Source organism: Epilithonimonas lactis (genome assembly GCF_900110605.1).
In the GTDB taxonomy this organism is placed as follows: domain Bacteria; phylum Bacteroidota; class Bacteroidia; order Flavobacteriales; family Weeksellaceae; genus Epilithonimonas; species Epilithonimonas lactis.
This window is the reverse complement of the sequence record NZ_FOFI01000001.1, coordinates 662,752-680,495: the sequence shown is the minus strand read 5'-3', so window position 1 is coordinate 680,495 and position 17,744 is coordinate 662,752. Positions and strand designations below refer to the sequence as shown.

The following is a 17,744-nucleotide window of genomic DNA, read 5'->3' as shown; positions in this document are numbered from 1 at the left end:
TCAGTGTGACAAATTTTAGAATTTAAGATTGTCAGTCTGATGCGAAGTTTATCCTGAGCCTGATGAAGGGAAAACATATAAAAAATTCTTTTGTCAGTCTGAGGCTCTCGAAGACATAAAAAACTAAAATTCCATTTATGAAAATAATCATCCACGGCGGATTCTTTTCCGAAAGCAACCAAAGCCATGAAGTGAAAGTTGCCAAGCAAGATTCTCTGAAAGCCATTGCGAAAAAGTCCTACGATTTCCTACAAAACAATTCGGCTTTTGATACCGTTGCTTATGCCGTTTCACTGTTGGAAGACGATGATCTTTACAACGCTGGCATTGGTTCTCAGATCCAAAGTGACGGAATCATCAGAATGAGCGCGGCAATCATGGATGGAGAAACGCAGAAGATGAGCGGCGTCATCAATATCCAGAATGTGAAGAATCCAATCTTTGTGGCTAAGGAATTGATGAAAGAAGACGACCGCGTTCTCGGCGGAAATGGTGCGAAAAAATACGCCAATGAAAATGGTTTTGGAGATTTCTCAACCGAAATCCCACAGCGAAGAAAAGAATACGAAGAAAAACTGAAAACCGGCGGAAAAGGAACCGTTGGCGCAGTTGCTCTGGATAAACATGGAAAATTAGCTGTTGCTACTTCTACTGGTGGAAAAGGTTTTGAAATCCCGGGAAGAATCTCAGATTCTGCGACGGTTGCCGGCAATTATGCCAACCAATTTTGTGCGGTAAGCTGTACTGGTGTTGGCGAAGACATTGTGAGCAATGCGACCTCGGCAAAAATCGTTACGCGAGTGACAGACGGACTGACGATAGAAAATGCCTTCGACAGAACTTTTGAAGAGTTGAAAGAAATTGACGGTTTTGCGGGCGCCATTGGAATTGATTCTGAGGGAAATGTGTTCCATCAGGATTCTTATCCTACGATGGTTTTCGCAAGTTTTGATGGGGTGGATTTTGAGGTTTTTGGGTAATTTTATTATTAATCTCAGAAGATCTTCTATGAAAAATATCTTTCTTTTAGCATTTCTAATTTCATCGATGTCAACGGCACAAAATAGAGATCATAGCATTGATGTTTTGGTAAATGAAATGTGCACTAATTTTAAAGAGAATAAAAATCTCACAGATTCTACTCGAATAAAAATCCTAAACGAAAAATTCATTTGGCCTACTTTGAAGAATCAATCTGAAGACAACGCGTCTGAGATTGGTAATCAGATTTATTTTAGATTGCAGAAAAACTGTCAAGAATTCAGAGAATACTTATATCGAGTAGATCCTCCAAAGGATGATAATTGGATTCGACTTGATGCAAAGCCTTCAATTGAAATTACTGATAAACAAATTGAAACATTTAAAAAAACAAGTAAATTTTATTACTATGAATATGCTGGTGAAATAACAAAAGTTCAAACAGACAATAAATATTGGACTGAAACTTTCTCAGACGGAACTTTTTCAAAGCTCAATTATAATTGGATTACTACTAATTCATTTGAGTTGATTTTTGTTGAAAGTAATAACAAAACACGAAAAAACTTTAGTAAAAAAGGTGATCGATATAATTATCAAGTTATTAGCAAAGAAGATAATTATTATTGGGTACTAGTTGAAATTCCGAATCAATCCGAATTATTAAAGTTTAAATTATTTACCGAAGATTAAATCTTTGCTTAAGGTCAAAATACTGGTCGAAGAATATTTGAATTGAAAAGATGATCCATAAAAACCAAGAGCTCAAAAATGCAATCAGGATTGTCTGGCAAATTTCAGCAATTCTATCTATCGCAATTTTATTGGTTTTATTTTTTGTGGATGAGAAGATCATCCTTTCTACAGTTCCGATTTGTGAATACAAGGCTAATGGCGAGGAATGCTTTCTGTGCGGATCAACTCACGCTTTTATCGAACTTAAAAAACTGAATTTCAGTGGTGCTTTTGCAATAAATAAGCTAAGTCCATTTATATTTATTTTATTAATCATAAATTCGCTTGTATTTCTAAAATATCTGTTCAAAAACTATAAAACTAAACTATGAAAACATTAAGTCTTGTCTTTGGAATTCTAGCAATTTGCGGAATGTTCCTCGGATTCATTCCATGTTTGGGAGCGTTCAACTGGATCAATATCCCTTTCGCAGGAATTGGATTGATCATTAGCATCATTGCTTACGTCAAAGAAGATAATCTACCAAAGGGAAATGCCTTGGCAGGAATCCTCATGTGTGGTGCAGCCGCATTTTTTGGACTCATCCGATTATTTTTAGGCGGCGGAATCTTTTAGATTCAGAACCAACTATTATAAAAAAACAAAAAAAACCGTCCTGCAAAACAAGACGGTTTTTTTATTTATCGCTGATCATGTATTGTTGATCGTTAGTCTAGCCAACCCATTTCCTGCATCCAATCATCGTTGTAGATCTTTCCTACGTAACGGCTTCCATGATCATGTAGCAGAACGACGATGATATCATCTTTCGTGAACTGATCTTTAATCTGAACCAAAGCCGACATCGCACTTCCGGCAGAATAACCGCAAAAGATCCCTTCCTCTTTCGCCAGTCTTCTTGCATAGATTGCGCCGTCTTTGTCCGTCACTTTTTCGAAATGGTCGATGACACTCATATCGTAATTCTCCGGCAGAATATCTTCGCCAATTCCTTCTGTAATGTAAGTGTATGCGTGATTCAAATGGATCTCTCCTGTTTCGTGGATCTCTTTCAAGATAGAACCGTAGGTATCCACACCGATCACTTTGATGTCTTTATTTTTTTCTTTGAAGAATGTTCCACAGCCTGTAACCGTTCCGCCTGTTCCGGCACCTGCGACGAAGTGTGTCAGTTTACCTTCAGTTTGTTCCCAGATCTCTGGCGCGGTGCTTTCGTAATGGGCAAGCCTGTTGGAAAGATTGTCGTATTGGTTCACGTACCAACCATTCTCAGTCTCCGCAGCCAACCGTTTGGAAACCGAATAGTAAGAACGTGGATCCGTAGGCTTCACATCGGTTGGGCAGACGATCACTTCTGCACCAACGGCGCGGAGAATGTCACATTTTTCTTTGGATTGCTTGGAGTTGGTCACGAAAATACATTTGTAACCTTTTTGAATGGCGACCAAAGCCAATCCCATCCCTGTGTTTCCAGAAGTTCCTTCGATGATGGTTCCGCCTGGTTTTAGACGGCCGTCTTTCTCGGCATCCTCGATCATCTTGAGAGCCATTCTGTCTTTTACGGAATTTCCTGGATTCGTTGTTTCAACTTTTGCCAAGACCAAAGCTGGGAAATCTTCTCCCAAAACTCTGTTTATTTTGACCAATGGTGTGTTACCAATTGTTTCTACGATGTTGTTGTAATATTTCATAATTGTATAATTGATGATTGATAGTTGATAAATGATCGACGATGATTGAAGAATCGCTTAATAACTATCTGATATTTTTAATTGTGTTTTATATTTTTAATTGTAACTGGTTCTAAATGATGACAAAACCTTGTATTTATCTTGGATCTGCAGCCCGACTTGAGTGGAGCTCTTTTTTTGCATTGGGAAAAGCCTTGGCAAAAAAAAGCGGGAACGGAAGGCGGAAAAGCTGCCCAAATTACAATAATTTTTTAACTGTACTTGATGGCTCTTACTGGTGATATTTTACTGATGAGATAACTTGGCAAGATCATCGCAATCCCTGATACAATAAAGATGCCGACGGAAACCGCAATGATGTAAAGCGGATTGAGATCCACCGGAACTGTGCTGATAAAGTAATTCTCCGGATCCAACTTGATAAATCCTGTATATTTTTGGATCAACAACAAGCCTAATCCAATGATGTTTCCCGCCACCAGACCTGGAACCATGATTAGCAAAGTGTAATTGATAAAAATGGACCTGATCTGTGCGTTGGATGCGCCCATGGTCTTCAAAACACCGATGGAATTCGTTCTTTCGATGATAAGGATCAGCAGGATCATAATGACATTGATGACCACAACGATGAGCATAATGGCAATGATCAAGGAGATGTTCTGGTTGAAGATGTTGATCCAATCCAAGATCTGTGGATACTTTTCCGTGACCTTCTCGGCGTAGTTTTTATAACCGATGTATTTTTCGATCTCTGGGAAAACGTGGTCGATCTGGTCTGTATCATCCAAGAAAATATCGAGTCCGCCGACTTGCTTGTCCTCCATGTTCATCACTTTTCGGACGTGGTTGATATCGCCAATGATGTAGAGGTCATCCACAAGTTTGATATCGGTCTTGTAGATCCCTTTGACAACAAATTTTCTGTAAATCGGTTTTTGGTCTTCTTTTGAGAAAATAGTGACAATACTGTCATTCGGTTTCAGGGAAAGGTCGTTTGCGATTTTTTCTGAGAGGATGATCTCATTATTATAACCGTCTTCCTTATAATCTGGAATTGAACCCGAAATCATAAATGGCTGGAATCTGGCTTTGTCAAAATCTTTGCCTACACCTTTCAGAATAATGCCTGCGAAGTTGGTCTCAGTTCTCAGGATCCCACTTACTGAAGCGTAAGATTGCAAACCAGCAACGCCAGGAATCTTTTTCACAGCGTTGATGTCCAAACCCTGCGTTTCCAAAACGGAGGAATTGTAGGAGGAATTGGAACGTGTGGATTTCACAGAAATATCTCCGCTGAAATTTGAGATTCGGTCTTCTATGGCCTTTTTGGAACCAAGACCAGTTGATATCGTAATCAAAGAAACAATGATGCCCAACGCTACGGAAAGTCTGCCGATGTAGACGATGACCTTCGAGAGATTATTTTTGTTATCTTTGGAAAACGCTATCTTTTTCGAGAAATATAACGGAAAATTCAAATCAATGATTTTAAGCCTCAAAAATAAAACTTTAGTTTTTATCCTGCTAATTTATTTTAGTTCAATCACTTTAATGCGTTCTCAGAATGCTGCAAAAGAGCGGTTTGCGACAGCTGCCGACAGACCAGAACTGTATCTTCCACTTTTGAAGAATAAAAATGTGATCATCGCAGCCAACCAGACCAGTCTTTTGAAAGATAAAAAACATCTGGTGGACTTTTTGGTCGAGAATAAGGTCAAGATCAAATCCATCTTCGCACCAGAACATGGCTTCCGTGGAACTGCCGACGCAGGCGAACACGTGAAAAGCGGCGTGGATACAAAAACAGGATTACCAATCGTTTCCCTCTACGGCGACAACAAGAAGCCAAAAGCAGAGTATCTGAAAGGTGCAGACGTGATCTTGTTTGATATCCAAGATGTGGGCGTGAGGTTTTACACTTATATTTCGACTTTGACTTACATCATGGAAGCGGCGGCTGAAAATAATATCGAGGTCATCGTCCTCGACAGACCAAATCCACACGACGGCTACACAGATGGCCCGATGATGCGAAACCAATGGAAAAGCTTTATCGGACTTCACAATGTTCCTGTCGTTTACGGACTCACAATCGGAGAATATGGAAACATGGTGAACGGTGAAAAGTGGCTAAGGAATAATGTGACCGCAAAATATACTGTGATCCCGATGCTGAATTATCACAAGCAAAAACGATATGGCGTATTGGATAAGCCGTCTCCAAACCTACCTAATGACAAATCCATCAATCTCTATCCAAGTCTTTGTTTCTTCGAAGGCACGCAGGTTTCTGTTGGACGCGGAACGGAATTACCTTTCCAGATCTATGGAAGTCCTTGGACGAAAAGTTTTGATTATCAATTCACGCCGAAACCAACTTCTGGCGCCAAAGACCCTTTCCTCAATGGAAAACTTTGCTATGGAGAAAACCTCAGCAATTACGACAAAGACCTACGCAGTTTGAACCTCGAGTGGCTTTTAAAATCGTATAAAGATTATAAAAATCCGCAGCAAAATTATTTCCTAAAAAATCTCTTCTTCGATAAGTTAGCTGGAAGTGACGAATTGCGAAAGCAAATGATCGGTGGAAAATCTGAAAAAGAAATACGCGAAAGCTGGAAAAAAGATCTAGAAAATTTTGAAAAGATAAGACAGAAATATATTTCTTATCCAAACTAAAAAAAACCTCGCGAGTTGCGAGGTTTTTGTTTTTTATCATTCTATTATTTCAAGAAAACTGAAATACCAGCGTTTACACCGAAAGTGTTTGTTTGTACTTTCACATCGCTGTCATCATCGTACTTCCCGTTAGTTCCCATGTAAGAAACCCCAAGGTCGATACCGATTGAAGGTGTGATAAGAAAAACAATTCCACCTTTTCCTTTCCAAGCAAATCCGTTCAGGTTATCTTCGTAATTGTTAGACCCTGTTCCAGTCTGTGTGAATTTTTCTTTAGAAGTAGAATATCCTGCACTAGCACCTAAATAAGGTAAAACTTTAGAGTCTGATTTAAAGTAGTAAGTTGCAGTTGGCAAGATAGAAAATGTGGACAATGTGGTTTTTGCAGAGTAATTTGTCCCCATAAAAGTGTCCTCCATTTTTGTAGTAAGTGATGTGTAACCTAAATCAATACCAATAGCTAATTTATCGATCACAAAGTAACCCGCTGAAGGTGTGATTGTAAAAGTTGATACTTTTGGTCCATCTGTGGAGTTGTTATCATACTTATACTTTGTGTTGGCGGAATTAAATCCTAAGGTAGTAGAACCACCTACAACCCATGATCCTTTTTCTGTTTGAGCGTTCATTGCTCCGAAAAGTGCAATCGCACCTAGAACTAATAATTTTTTCATAGTTTGTTAAATTTTAGGGTGCAAAAGTATTAAAATTTATTAATACTCCAAATATTCAACAAAAAAAATGATAAAAAATTATGTATATGAAAATCAATTCTCCTCGGCTAACCATTCACCGTAGGAATTTTCGGTCTCGTGAAGTTTGAGATAGGCCAACTGCACATGGCTTGGAAGTTTTGATTTGATCTTGGAAGCAATCTCGTACAGCATATTCTCGCAAGTTGGCTGGTAATCACAGAAGATCACTTTATGACCTTGATCTTGGAGACTTTCACCAAGTGTTTTGTGCGGAGAAGCGCCATTCACCAAAACCGAATGATCCCACAAATCCACGATCTCATCCTTTACAATTTTCTTGATATCACCAAAATCCACAACCATCCCGTTCTTCTGGTTTTCCAGATCGTCAATCGGTTCTCCTTTGACCGTGACAAATAATTTATACGAATGGCCATGCATATTTTTGCATTTCCCATCATAATTGTAAAGCACGTGAGCGGTCTCGAAAGTGAAGATCTTGGTTATCCTTATCATTCTGCAAAGATAATCAAAAATCCGTTTTATTATTTTGGTAAAAGATTTGCCTTCATCTCTGCAATTGCCTATTTTTGTAACTCAAAACACAACCTATAAAATGAAAAAAACAATTTTCTTCCTAAGCTTACTTTCCTCCGTTTACTTTTATTCACAAGATTTCTCCGGCATCAATAAGATCCTTGAAAAAATCGAGGAGAAAGGCAAAAAATTAAAAGATGCTAGCAGCTACGACCTCAAAGGGAAAAAGTTCGTTTTGGTAGAAGATTTCGAAGATCACGGTGAGCGTCATGTTTTGGAATTCAATGCTGATGGAAGTTTGACATTGATCGAATTGATCGATGACAAATCAAGTGGTCAAAGTTTTTCTAATATTTTCAGTGGCGATTACATCCGTAAGAAAAATGCAGTTTCTGTCAATGCCAACTTTCTAGAAGGAAAAAAAATTGCGATGCCCTTGGTATACAATCTTTACATTATGAATGCTGGTGACATTTGGTATCTAAAAGATATCAACACCAACAAACGCTGGATCGAGAACAACAACTTGATCAAAAAGAAGAAATAATTTTTTTAATAATTCAGGGGTAAAGTTTTAGGACTTTAGAAAATCAATACACATTTCAACGGCTTCATCTAATTCCTTGGGTAAAATATCACTTTCCCATGGTTCTTTTGCGCCAAAAGTATGACCGGTTTTTTCTATCATTTTGAACTGTGAATCCTTTGTCCAATGATGTAGATTTTCGGAATGGTCGATTGCAACCGCTTCGTCATCAGTTCCGTGAATGAATAAAGCCGAAATTTTCAGATTTTTACAAGATTCTTCAATATCAAATCTTTCCCTATTATTTTCATAATCTTTGTAGAATTGAAAGTAATGAGGCATTTTTTGCTTGGTTCTGGCATTTTCGATGAAATATACGCCATCTCTTTTCCAGTTTTCAAAGGCTTCATCTTTTGGAAATCTGTCAAGCGTCGAAACACTTGCAAGCGTCATTAATTTGGTAATGCTTTTATTTTCTGAAGCTTTAACAATCGAACTTCCGCCACCTCGGCTGTGACCCAACAACGTTATATTTTCAGCGTCAACTTCTTTTTGATTTTTGAAATGATCGATGACAATTTCCAGATCATCTAATTCTTTGGAATAATTATTTTGTCCAAAAGCTTCCAGATCGCCAAAGTTGTTTGGGTCTTCGATCGTGGTTCCATTATGCGACATATTGAATTTCACAAAATAAAATCCTGCATTCGCCAACTTCTCTCCCATCAATTTCCAAGTTCCCCAATCCTTGTAGCCTTTGTAACCATGAACAAATATTATTAGTGGAAGCTTTTCTTCTGATTCCGGAAAAAAGGCATCCGCCAAGAATTCTCTTTCACCTTTTAGAACAATATTTTTTTGTTTGATCAAGTTCATTTTGAGATTGAATTAAAATAAAAAAGGAAGTTAATGAAAACTTCCTTTAAATGCTATATCGTCATCGAAAAAATCCGTGTTTCCGGTTTATTTCTCAACATTCTGAGGTCAAAGACCATCGCGACATTTCTCGTGAAAGCTCTTCCTTTTTCCGTGATCTTAATTTGATTTTTCGAAATTTCTACCAATCCATCAGATTCCATTTCTTTCAGTTTTTCAATGGAGTTTTCAATCTCTGGGAAAGAATTCTGCAGATTCCAACTGGTTTCCAGCTGACACATCAGATTTAAAATATGTTTTCTGATATTCAGATCCTCTGCATCCAAAATATGGCCTCGGAAAACAGGAATTTGTCCTTCTTCCACCAATTTCTGATATTCCTCCACCGTTTTAACGTTCTGAGCAAACGCGTACCAGGAATCTGAAATCGCGGACATTCCCAAACCAACCATCAGCTGGGTTTTGCTGGACGTGTAACCCATAAAATTACGGTGCAGTTTTTTCTGGATTTGAGATTGATAAAGATCATCATGTTCCAAAGAGAAATGATCCATCCCAATTTCTATGTATCCAAGATCTTCCAATAATTTTTTTCCGTCTTCGTAAAGTCTTCGTTTTTCGTCGCCACTTGGCAAATCATTTTCATCGAAACCACGTTGTCCAACGCCTTTTACCCACGGCACGTGCGCATAAGAATAAAATGCCAATCGGTCTGGTTTCAATTCCATTGTTTTACGGATCGTGAATTCCATGGCTTCCCAAGTCTGATGTGGCAATCCGAAGATCAAATCGTGACTCACGCCTTTGTAGCCAATTTCTCTTGCCCAATTGGTCACATTTTCGACATTTTCGAAAGGCTGAATTCTGTTGATCGCCTTCTGAACTTTCGGATCATAATCCTGAACACCAAAACTAACTCTCGTAAATCCTAAATCAAACAAGGTTTGAAGATGTTCACGAGTTGTATTATTCGGATGACCTTCAAAGCTGAATTCCTGATCTTCGGCAATTTCTACAGTATCAAAAATGCCTTGTAAAAGTGTTCTCAAATTTTCTGGTGAGAAGAAAGTCGGAGTTCCACCTCCAAGATGAAGTTCTTTCAGTTTTGGTTTGTGATCGAACAATTGCAAGTACAATTTCCACTCCTTCAAAACGCTTTCCAGATATGGAACTTCTACCGAATGTTGCTTTGTGATTCTCTTGTGACACGCACAAAACGTACAAAGCGCCTCACAAAAAGGCAGGTGAATATAAATGGAAATCCCTTCCTCAGAATTGCTTTCCGAGAAAGATCTTATTACTGATTTTTTCCAAAGATCTGCGGTAAAACCTTCCTCATTCCAATAAGGAACAGTCGGGTAAGAGGTGTAACGCGGACCAGGAATATTGTATTTGTCAACTAAAGAATTCATTGGAGCAAAGTTACAAAATTTGAGTTTGGAATGAATTTGAATTAGGATGACTTTTGATTGGTAGTTTCTATAACGGATGTCCAAATTTCTATAAAACGACAAAGTCCATAGCCCCGATAGGAACGGCATCCTTTTTTGCTTTTTGGTACAAACTTTCTTTTGATTACAAAATATGTAAAAGCAAAAAAGATATAGTGGATAGCGGGATCAAGCTCCTAAAAAGTTTTTAAAGAAAAAACCCAGCCATAATTGGAAACTATGACTGGGTTTTTATATATATCTAAGATTTTTTTATTTTATCTCAATTCTGCGTTCAATTCTTTTGTGAAGGACTTGATGAGCGAGTTCATTACTTCTGTGATGTCTTTGTCTTCCAAGGTTTTCTCCTCGTTCAAGAGTTCGAAACTCATTGCGTAGGACTTCTTGCCTTCTGGAAGATTTTTGCCTTCGTAAACATCGAAAAGGTTAATCTTCTTGAGGAAAGGCGACTTGTTCTTCTTCGCCAACTCGTACAATTCTGAGTAAGAAATCGTCTTATCCACCAACAACGCAAGGTCTCTTCTGATCTTGTTGAATTTTGGAATATCGACAAATTTCAGGTTTTCGTTGCTTCTGAAAGACTGGCAATTTTCCAGTTCGATCTCTGCGTAGAAAACGTCTTGGCTGATGTCGAAATCCCTCAACAATTGTGGGGAAACCTTCCCTAATCTTGCCAAAGTTTTGCCTTCTGCCGAGATTTCCAAAGCGTCGGAGAAACGTGGATCTTCCAAAGCGGATTCGTGAAGGTCAAGGTTTAATTTTTCCAAAAGAATTTTCACATAAGCTTTCAAATGGTAGAAATCTGTCGCGCTTTTTGGCTGAAGCCAGTTCTCTGCAACTTCTCTCCCAGTCGTCAAAATTGCTAACTGTTTTCTCTCTTCGTACTTTTTTTCCCTTTGGTCAAGATACGCTTCGCTTGATTCTTTTTTATGATAAATTTTCCCTAATTCGAAAAACTTGATGTCGGCTGATTTTCTGTTGATATTGTAGATCGCATTTCCCAAAAGTCCTTCTAACAAAGACTTTCTCATAAATGCCAGATCGTTGCTCAATGGATTCAACAACTTTACTGCATCCGTCTCGTCTTTCACAGAAGTCAGTGAATTGTTCATCACCTCGTTGAAGCCGTTTCCTTGTAAAGTCCTTGCCCAAGCGTTTTCCAAAGCGTCCTGATCTTCAAAATCCAATTTCACAGGCGTGAAGGAGATTTTCTTTGGTGCTTCGATCTTGTTGTAACCGTAGATTCTTAGAACTTCTTCGATGACGTCAATTTCTCTTGTGACATCGGCTCTGTAAACTGGAATCGATAATTCTAGTCCGTTTTGAATCTCATTAAGAATTGTAATTTCCAAAGACTTTAAAATCTCTTTGATCTTTTCTCTGTGAATTTTAGTTCCAAGAATCTGATCGATCTTCGAATATCTGAAAACGACGTAATGGTCTTTGATCTTCTCTGGATAACTTTCCAAGATTTCGCCAACCAATTTTCCGCCAGCCAATTCCTCGATCAACCGGATCGCGTGTGTCAAAGCGGTTCTTGCATTGTTCGGATCCACACCTCTTTCGAAACGGAAAGATGCGTCGGTATTGAGTCCGTGGAATTTCGAAGCTTTTCTGATTGCCACCGGATTGAAGTAAGCGCTTTCCAAAAATATCGTTTTTGTCTCAAAAGAAACGCCACTTTCACTTCCGCCAAAAACGCCGGCGATGCAAAGCGGATTGTCTTTTCCATCTTTGATGATGATTTCGGAACCGTTTAAAGTTCTTTCCACACCATCCAAAGTTTTGAATTTTGTTCCTTCCTGAACTGTTCCAACTTTCACGACCTTGTCTGCAATTTTGTCTGCGTCAAAAGCGTGAAGCGGTTGTCCAAGGCCGTGAAGGATATAATTGGTAATATCTACCACATTATTGATCGGCGAAAGTCCGATGGCTTTCAATCTTGCTTTCAACCAATCTGGAGAAGTCTTCACTTCTACATTTTCAATTACTGCACCCAAATATCTTGGTGTAAGTTCAGAGTTTTCTATTTGTAATTTGAAATCGTGAGAACCTTCGATATTTAAAACTTTGGATTCGATTTTTGTGAATTCTGATTTCAGGTTATTGGAAACCAAGAAAGCCTGCAAGTCTCTGGCAACGCCGTAATGTGACATTGCGTCGGTTCTGTTGGGCGTCAATCCGATCTCGTAAACCTCATCGTTTGTCAATTCAAAATAGTCTGCGAAATTCTTTCCAACTTCGAATTTTTCTGAATCCAAAACCATAATTCCGCCGTGATCATCGCTTAAACCCAATTCGTCTTCTGCGCAGATCATCCCTTCGGAAACTTCGCCACGGATCTTTGCTTTTTTGATATCGAAAGAAGTGCCGTCTTTTGCATAGATCTTAGTTCCAACCACTGCCACGGGAACGGTTTGTCCTTCAGCCACATTTGGTGCGCCACAAACAATCTCTAAAATTTTTCCGCCAACATCGACGGTTGTTTTGTTGAGTTTATCTGCATTTGGATGTTTTTCGCAAGTCAAAACTTTGCCAACAACGATTCCTTCCAAGCTACCTTTTACGCTTTCGAATTTATCCACGCCTTCCACTTCCAGACCGATGTCTGTAAGATACGCACTGATCTTCTCCGTAGAAAGTTCAGTTTTGATATAATCCTTAAGCCAATTATTTGAGATTTTCATTTGATTGATTTGAAATTTGAGGTTTGAAATTCAAAATTCCAGAACCTTTAAGCTTGCAAATATCGTGATTTTTTGAGAAACTGAAAAGCTAAAATTTCCACAAATACTATACTGAAAAATGATTTAATTTTATTATTTCAAGAATGTTTTATAAATTACAAAACTATTCAAAACTATAACACAAATGCTTTATTACATACACATTCAAGAAACAATTGGGGATTTTAACGAATCAATAATTTGGTTAAGAAATGTAGATTATGAGGAAGCTGTTGAACTAATCCAAAATAATTCTCCTGCATTTTGCAACAATATTTCTTTTTCAATTCCCTATCATCTTGAACCAACTATTATAACAAATGACTTAACATTAAGCCTACTATTTAGGAATGCGTTTGATTTGAACGAATTTATAAGTTATTGTGGATTAGTAATAGAGAACACAGACCGTAGACCCTTTTATTATCAACAAACAAATTTCAATTCTAAATATTCAAGATTTATCATTCAAGCAATTAATCAAATTTTAATTGGAAATTATTCCTTTGCAAGTTTAAATACTCAAAAAATTCTTTCATTCTTAGGAGATTGTGATGATGAAGAAACTCTAGATATAAATTCCTTAATTTTTAATGGTGTTTGGCTTGATAAGAATGAAAGTGAATTTAATTTTTCTGAAGATGATATTTATTTTAATAATCTATGGGAAGAGTTACCCTTAAATTGGAAAAAACTCATTATAAGTCCTTTGGGAGGTATATTTAATAATTATCAAACAACTAAAGAATTAACAAAGTCTATTTTTCAAACTGATATTTTAGATTTTGATAAACTAGAAATGGTGTATAATTCAGAATTAGATATAAATTATCTAAAATTTTTCAGTAAGCTTAAAAGTTTAATTATAAAAAGAAAGAATATTATTAACGCTCGCTATATTGAAAATTTAGAGAATTTAGAAACGATAAATTTATCAAGCTCTACTATTGATGATATTTCTTTTATAAAAAGTCTAAAAAATTTAAAAAAATTAGATTTATCCGAAGTAATAATCAGAAACCAAAATATCTTTAATGACACAAATTTTAATATGGATAAACTCGAATATTTAGACATCTCCAAATGCAATTTTGAGTCATACAACTTCTTAAAAAATTTTAAAAATTTAAGAGTTTTAAAAATTCATAAAACCAATTTCAAAGATTTTAACATACTTTTAAATTTCACAAAATTAGAAGAGTTAGATATTTCATTTACAGCTTTTAACAACTATGAATTTATCAAAAACTCTTCAAAATTAAAAACACTTGACTTATATGCTACTGAAATCACAAGTACGGAAGGACTTAGTAATTTTAAAGAATTGTCATATCTTAACATTGGTAAAACACAAATCGAAAGCATACTTCCTTTATATACAAATGATAATTTAGAAACATTAATTTGTTGTGATTGTAAATTAAAGTCATTAACACCTATGAAAAGCTTAAAAATATTTGATATGCGATTTAATAATGATATTGATACCGATGAAATATTAAATTATGAAAAATTGATTGGATATAAAATATTAGATTTTCAATGGCTATGAAAATTCAAGAATACGGTAACAAAGAAATTAAAAATGCAATTATCAAATCCTTTTTAGAAAAAGACCCAAAATATTTTATTCCATTTATACTTTCTAAAAATGTTTTTGTAGACTATTGGAATAAAACAAAATTCTATGAAGCTTTTAAATATGAAATTTTAAAATTGGAGATGAAGGATGGATTTAGAGAAATCAAACTTGAAAAACAATATTGGGATTATTATGATGACTATACCCAACTAAATATTTATGATAATTACCATCTAGCTCCTAGATTTACAATTCTATTTAAAGATGAAAATGAAAAAATATATTTAGAATTTGATCCTTTTTAAAAGTAAAAATAAAACTGGATTGAGATTCCTACGGAATGACAAATATTGCTATAAATGTATCGAAAAATAAAAATGCGACTTGAAAACTCAAATCGCATTTTTTATTTATAAAATTGATAAATAATCATTCATCAATTATCGTTTATTACTTATAAACCAATCACTGGCATTGACAGCATCAGGATACTTTCGTTCTCTTCCAATCCGTCAACTGGTTCTACGATTCCTGGTCTGTTTGGCTGAGACATTTTCATCGTCACATCGTCAGAAGCTAAAACGGATAACATCTCTGTCAGGAATTTTGAACTGAAACCGATGTTGATATCATCACCGTTGTAGTCGCAAGGAATCTGCATATCTGCCTTATTTGCGTATTCTGTATCTTCTGCATGAAGGTGAAGCACGTTTCCAGACAATTTGAATCTTACCTGATTGGTCGATTTGTTTGACATAATGGACGCTCTACGGATAGAACTCAAAAGCAGACCTCTGTTGATGGTCAAAACGTTTGGATTCTCTTTCGGGATAACAGCGTTGTAGTTCGGATATTTTCCATCAATCAAACGACAGATCCAAGTGTTGTTTCCAAAGGTGAATTTCGCCATATTGTCGCTGAACTCGATCAACACATCTTCCGTTGAATTGTTCAGGATATTTTTGAAGATCGCCAATGGTTTTTTCGGCATAATGAATTCCAAAGTCTCAGGATGCGTAACATCTGTTCTTTTGTAAACCACCAATCTGTGAGAATCTGTGGACACAAAATTGGTCTCATCTTCTTTGAATTGAAACAAAACACCCGTCATCACTGGACGAAGAGAATCGTTACTCGTCGCAAACAAAGTGTTCGCCAAAGCTTCTGCCAAAACGCCACCAGAGATGGACACTTTCTGAGACGCATCGAATTCCGGCAATTCCGGATAATCGTCCGCATTGTCTAGCGCTACTGCAAAGTTATCTTTCTCATCCAAGATCTCCAGCACGCTCCCGTTTCCGTCTTCGGAATCTTTCACGGCCAAAGTCAAAGGTTGCTCGCCGTAAGTCTTCAAGAAATCCTGAAAGATCTTCCCGGGAACTGCTATTTTTCCTTTGTCATCTGACTTCACTTCCAAAGAAGTGATTAGCGTTGTTTCGCCGTCTGATGCGGTAACAGTCAACAAGTTCTGATCTAACTCGAAAAGAAAATTCTCCAAAATCGGTCTGGACTGTGAACCGGAAATCACACCGCTAACGGTCTGTAAAGCTTTTTGCAAATCGCCACTGGCAACAATAAATCTCATAAACTGTATTTATTTCAATTCTACAAAGATAATGAATTTGATGTGATTTTAAAAGCTGTATTTATTTAGTTATTAACAATTTTTAGATTTATCTATCTTTGTTGATATTATTCCAATGAAAAAACCGCCATTTCATAAAAGCGTTCAGTTCACAATCCGTGGGATCCTGTGGATTTTGAAGAACGAGCGTAATTTCCAGATCCATATTTTGGGATTGACCATTAATCTTTTTCTGATCGTTTATTTTGGACTTTCAAATTTTGAAAGTGCGTTAATCATTCTGGTTTCGTTCTTCGTCTTGGTGACGGAAACTTTGAATACTTGTGTTGAGAAGATCTGCGATTATATCCAGCCGGAATTTGATCTGAGAATTGGAATTGTTAAGGATTTGGCTGGCGGAGCGGTTTTGCTGGCGACTATTTCTGCAATCTGTGTTGGGGCTTTGGTTTATTGGCCTTATTTGAAGTTGTATTTTTATTGATATAAATTTGTTTAACACAAAGGCACAATATTCTTTTAACATTTTACTGCTTTTAAGGCACGAGGAAAATCAGAGATTTTTATTTAATGAAATTAAACTTTGTGCCTTAAATAAATCAATAATTATAAATGATCTTGTGCCTTTGTTTTTTTTTTGATTTCATATTAAGTTTATATTTTAAAAATTAGAAAAGATTTAATCCTATTTTCTACATAAAATTTTTACATTTGTTTTCAATATAATTCTAGAATGAGCAAAAAAAACATCGCCGTCGTAATGGGCGGATATTCTGATGAATACAAAGTTTCTCTAAAAAGTGGACAATTGATTTTCGATTCTTTGGACCGTGAAATCTATAATGTTTACAAAGTGGTCATCCTGAAAGATGAGTGGTATTTCCTCGATGAAAACGATCAAAAAAAACCAATCAACAAAGCTGATTTTTCTGCCGATCTAGGAAATAGAGAAAGTCTGAAATTCGATGCTTGTTTCAATATCATCCACGGAACGCCTGGCGAAAACGGAATCCTACAAGCTTATTGGGACGCAGTTGGACAAAAATATACTGGCTGTGATTTCTATCAAAGTGCCTTGACCTTTAACAAAAAAGATACTTTAGCGGTTCTTTCAAAATACGGAATTCCATCAGCAAAAAGTATTTACTTAAGAAAAGGCGAAGATATTTCTGATGACAAAATCGTGGAAGAACTAGGACTGCCACTTTTCGTGAAGCCCAATCAAAGCGGTTCTTCACTCGGAATTTCCAAGGTCAAAGAAAAAAATGAACTGAAAACTGCACTAGAAATAGCTTATAAAGAAGATGACGAAATCCTTATTGAAAGCGCTTTAAACGGAACCGAGGTTTCTGTGGGTGTTTTGGATTACAAAGGTGAAGTCATCGTGCTTGGAATTACGGAGATCATCCCGGACAAAGAATTCTTCGATTATGAAGCCAAATATGAAGGCGCTTCTCAGGAGATCACCCCTGCAAGAATTGACGAAGAGACGACAAAGAAGGTGGAAGAGATTTCCATCAAAGCTTATAAATCACTTGGAATGAGTGGATTCTCGAGGTCAGAATTCATCATTGTAGACGGAATTCCTTATCTTTTGGAAATGAATACAAATCCTGGATTTTCGCCGGCAAGTATCCTTCCGCAACAAGCGAAAATCTATGGAATCTCCATCAAAGACCTTTGTGGAAGCGAAGTTGAGAAAGCTTTAAATAAATAAT

At 36.7% G+C, this 17,744-nt stretch carries 18 protein-coding genes; 10 read left to right on the top strand and 8 right to left on the bottom strand.

Translation table 11 applies throughout. From position 1 onward, the window contains the following. The first annotated feature begins 137 nt into the window (after window positions 1–137). The 4 genes from BMW39_RS03165 to BMW39_RS03150 all read left to right on the top strand — a co-directional run bounded on the left by BMW39_RS03165 (window position 138) and on the right by BMW39_RS03150 (window position 2,293). On the top strand, window positions 138–980 hold the full coding sequence (locus BMW39_RS03165) for an isoaspartyl peptidase/L-asparaginase (protein ID WP_034977144.1): 843 nt from the start codon (window positions 138–140) through the stop codon (window positions 978–980). Between the two features lie 67 nt (window positions 981–1,047). Beyond that, entirely contained in the window at window positions 1,048–1,674 is a 627-nt protein-coding gene (locus BMW39_RS03160) for a hypothetical protein (protein WP_139175273.1), read from the top strand. Between the two features lie 50 nt (window positions 1,675–1,724). Beyond that, window positions 1,725–2,048: a DUF2752 domain-containing protein gene (locus BMW39_RS19695; protein WP_034977141.1), complete on the top strand. Its 324-nt coding sequence runs from the start codon at window positions 1,725–1,727 to the stop codon at window positions 2,046–2,048. Next, the gene (locus BMW39_RS03150; protein WP_034977138.1) at window positions 2,045–2,293 is read left to right on the top strand and encodes a hypothetical protein; all 249 of its coding nucleotides are present in this window, start codon (window positions 2,045–2,047) and stop codon (window positions 2,291–2,293) included. Before BMW39_RS19695 ends, BMW39_RS03150 begins: the two co-directional genes overlap by 4 nt. Window positions 2,294–2,385: 92 nt before the next feature. Here the strand turns inward: BMW39_RS03150 and BMW39_RS03145 are convergent, their stop codons facing one another. After that, window positions 2,386–3,369 carry a PLP-dependent cysteine synthase family protein gene (locus tag BMW39_RS03145; RefSeq protein WP_034977136.1) on the bottom strand — a complete coding sequence of 328 codons (984 nt, stop codon included), beginning with the start codon at window positions 3,367–3,369 and terminating at the stop codon, window positions 2,386–2,388. Between the two features lie 251 nt (window positions 3,370–3,620). Next, entirely contained in the window at window positions 3,621–4,850 is a 1,230-nt protein-coding gene (locus tag BMW39_RS03140; protein ID WP_034977134.1) for an ABC transporter permease, read from the bottom strand. A gap of 4 nt (window positions 4,851–4,854) precedes the next feature. Here BMW39_RS03140 and BMW39_RS03135 point away from each other — a divergent pair, with 4 nt between their 5' ends. Beyond that, the gene (locus BMW39_RS03135) at window positions 4,855–6,051 is read left to right on the top strand and encodes an exo-beta-N-acetylmuramidase NamZ family protein (RefSeq protein WP_034977927.1); all 1,197 of its coding nucleotides are present in this window, start codon (window positions 4,855–4,857) and stop codon (window positions 6,049–6,051) included. Window positions 6,052–6,095: 44 nt separating this feature from the next. Here BMW39_RS03135 and BMW39_RS03130 read toward each other — a convergent pair whose 3' ends face one another. Together BMW39_RS03130 and queD are read right to left on the bottom strand one after the other, a co-directional pair. Then, window positions 6,096–6,725, bottom strand: a complete 630-nt coding sequence (locus BMW39_RS03130; RefSeq protein ID WP_034977131.1) for an outer membrane beta-barrel protein — start codon at window positions 6,723–6,725, stop codon at window positions 6,096–6,098. A gap of 93 nt (window positions 6,726–6,818) precedes the next feature. Beyond that, window positions 6,819–7,262 carry a 6-carboxytetrahydropterin synthase QueD gene (gene queD / locus BMW39_RS03125; RefSeq protein ID WP_034977127.1) on the bottom strand — a complete coding sequence of 148 codons (444 nt, stop codon included), beginning with the start codon at window positions 7,260–7,262 and terminating at the stop codon, window positions 6,819–6,821. 100 nt (window positions 7,263–7,362) lie between these two features. Between queD and BMW39_RS03120 the strand changes: the two genes are divergently transcribed. Continuing rightward, a complete protein-coding gene (locus BMW39_RS03120; protein ID WP_034977123.1) occupies window positions 7,363–7,830 on the top strand; it encodes a hypothetical protein in 468 nt (155 codons plus the stop codon). 27 nt (window positions 7,831–7,857) lie between these two features. Here the strand turns inward: BMW39_RS03120 and BMW39_RS03115 are convergent, their stop codons facing one another. From BMW39_RS03115 to pheT, 3 genes are all read right to left on the bottom strand, one after another. After that, entirely contained in the window at window positions 7,858–8,685 is an 828-nt protein-coding gene (locus BMW39_RS03115; RefSeq protein WP_034977119.1) for an alpha/beta hydrolase family protein, read from the bottom strand. A gap of 53 nt (window positions 8,686–8,738) precedes the next feature. After that, window positions 8,739–10,097, bottom strand: a complete 1,359-nt coding sequence (hemN, locus tag BMW39_RS03110; RefSeq protein ID WP_034977117.1) for an oxygen-independent coproporphyrinogen III oxidase — start codon at window positions 10,095–10,097, stop codon at window positions 8,739–8,741. 296 nt (window positions 10,098–10,393) lie between these two features. After that, a complete protein-coding gene (gene pheT, locus BMW39_RS03105; protein ID WP_034977114.1) occupies window positions 10,394–12,823 on the bottom strand; it encodes a phenylalanine--tRNA ligase subunit beta in 2,430 nt (809 codons plus the stop codon). A 184-nt stretch (window positions 12,824–13,007) separates the two neighbouring features. On the opposite strand from pheT, the gene BMW39_RS03100 reads away from it, so the two are divergent. Beyond that, window positions 13,008–14,414, top strand: a complete 1,407-nt coding sequence (locus tag BMW39_RS03100) for a leucine-rich repeat domain-containing protein (protein WP_034977110.1) — start codon at window positions 13,008–13,010, stop codon at window positions 14,412–14,414. Continuing rightward, window positions 14,411–14,749: a hypothetical protein gene (locus BMW39_RS03095; RefSeq protein ID WP_131474342.1), complete on the top strand. Its 339-nt coding sequence runs from the start codon at window positions 14,411–14,413 to the stop codon at window positions 14,747–14,749. The genes BMW39_RS03100 and BMW39_RS03095 overlap by 4 nt, the downstream gene beginning before the upstream one ends. Window positions 14,750–14,898: 149 nt before the next feature. On the opposite strand, the gene dnaN is transcribed toward BMW39_RS03095, so the two are convergent. Further along, on the bottom strand, window positions 14,899–16,029 hold the full coding sequence (gene dnaN / locus BMW39_RS03090) for a DNA polymerase III subunit beta (protein ID WP_034967199.1): 1,131 nt from the start codon (window positions 16,027–16,029) through the stop codon (window positions 14,899–14,901). 115 nt (window positions 16,030–16,144) lie between these two features. On the opposite strand from dnaN, the gene BMW39_RS03085 reads away from it, so the two are divergent. Both BMW39_RS03085 and BMW39_RS03080 read left to right on the top strand, forming a co-directional pair. Then, window positions 16,145–16,510, top strand: coding sequence for a diacylglycerol kinase (locus BMW39_RS03085; protein ID WP_034977104.1), 366 nt, complete (start codon window positions 16,145–16,147; stop codon window positions 16,508–16,510). A 249-nt stretch (window positions 16,511–16,759) separates the two neighbouring features. After that, window positions 16,760–17,743: a D-alanine--D-alanine ligase gene (locus tag BMW39_RS03080; protein WP_034977102.1), complete on the top strand. Its 984-nt coding sequence runs from the start codon at window positions 16,760–16,762 to the stop codon at window positions 17,741–17,743. Window position 17,744: the final 1 nt, after the last annotated feature.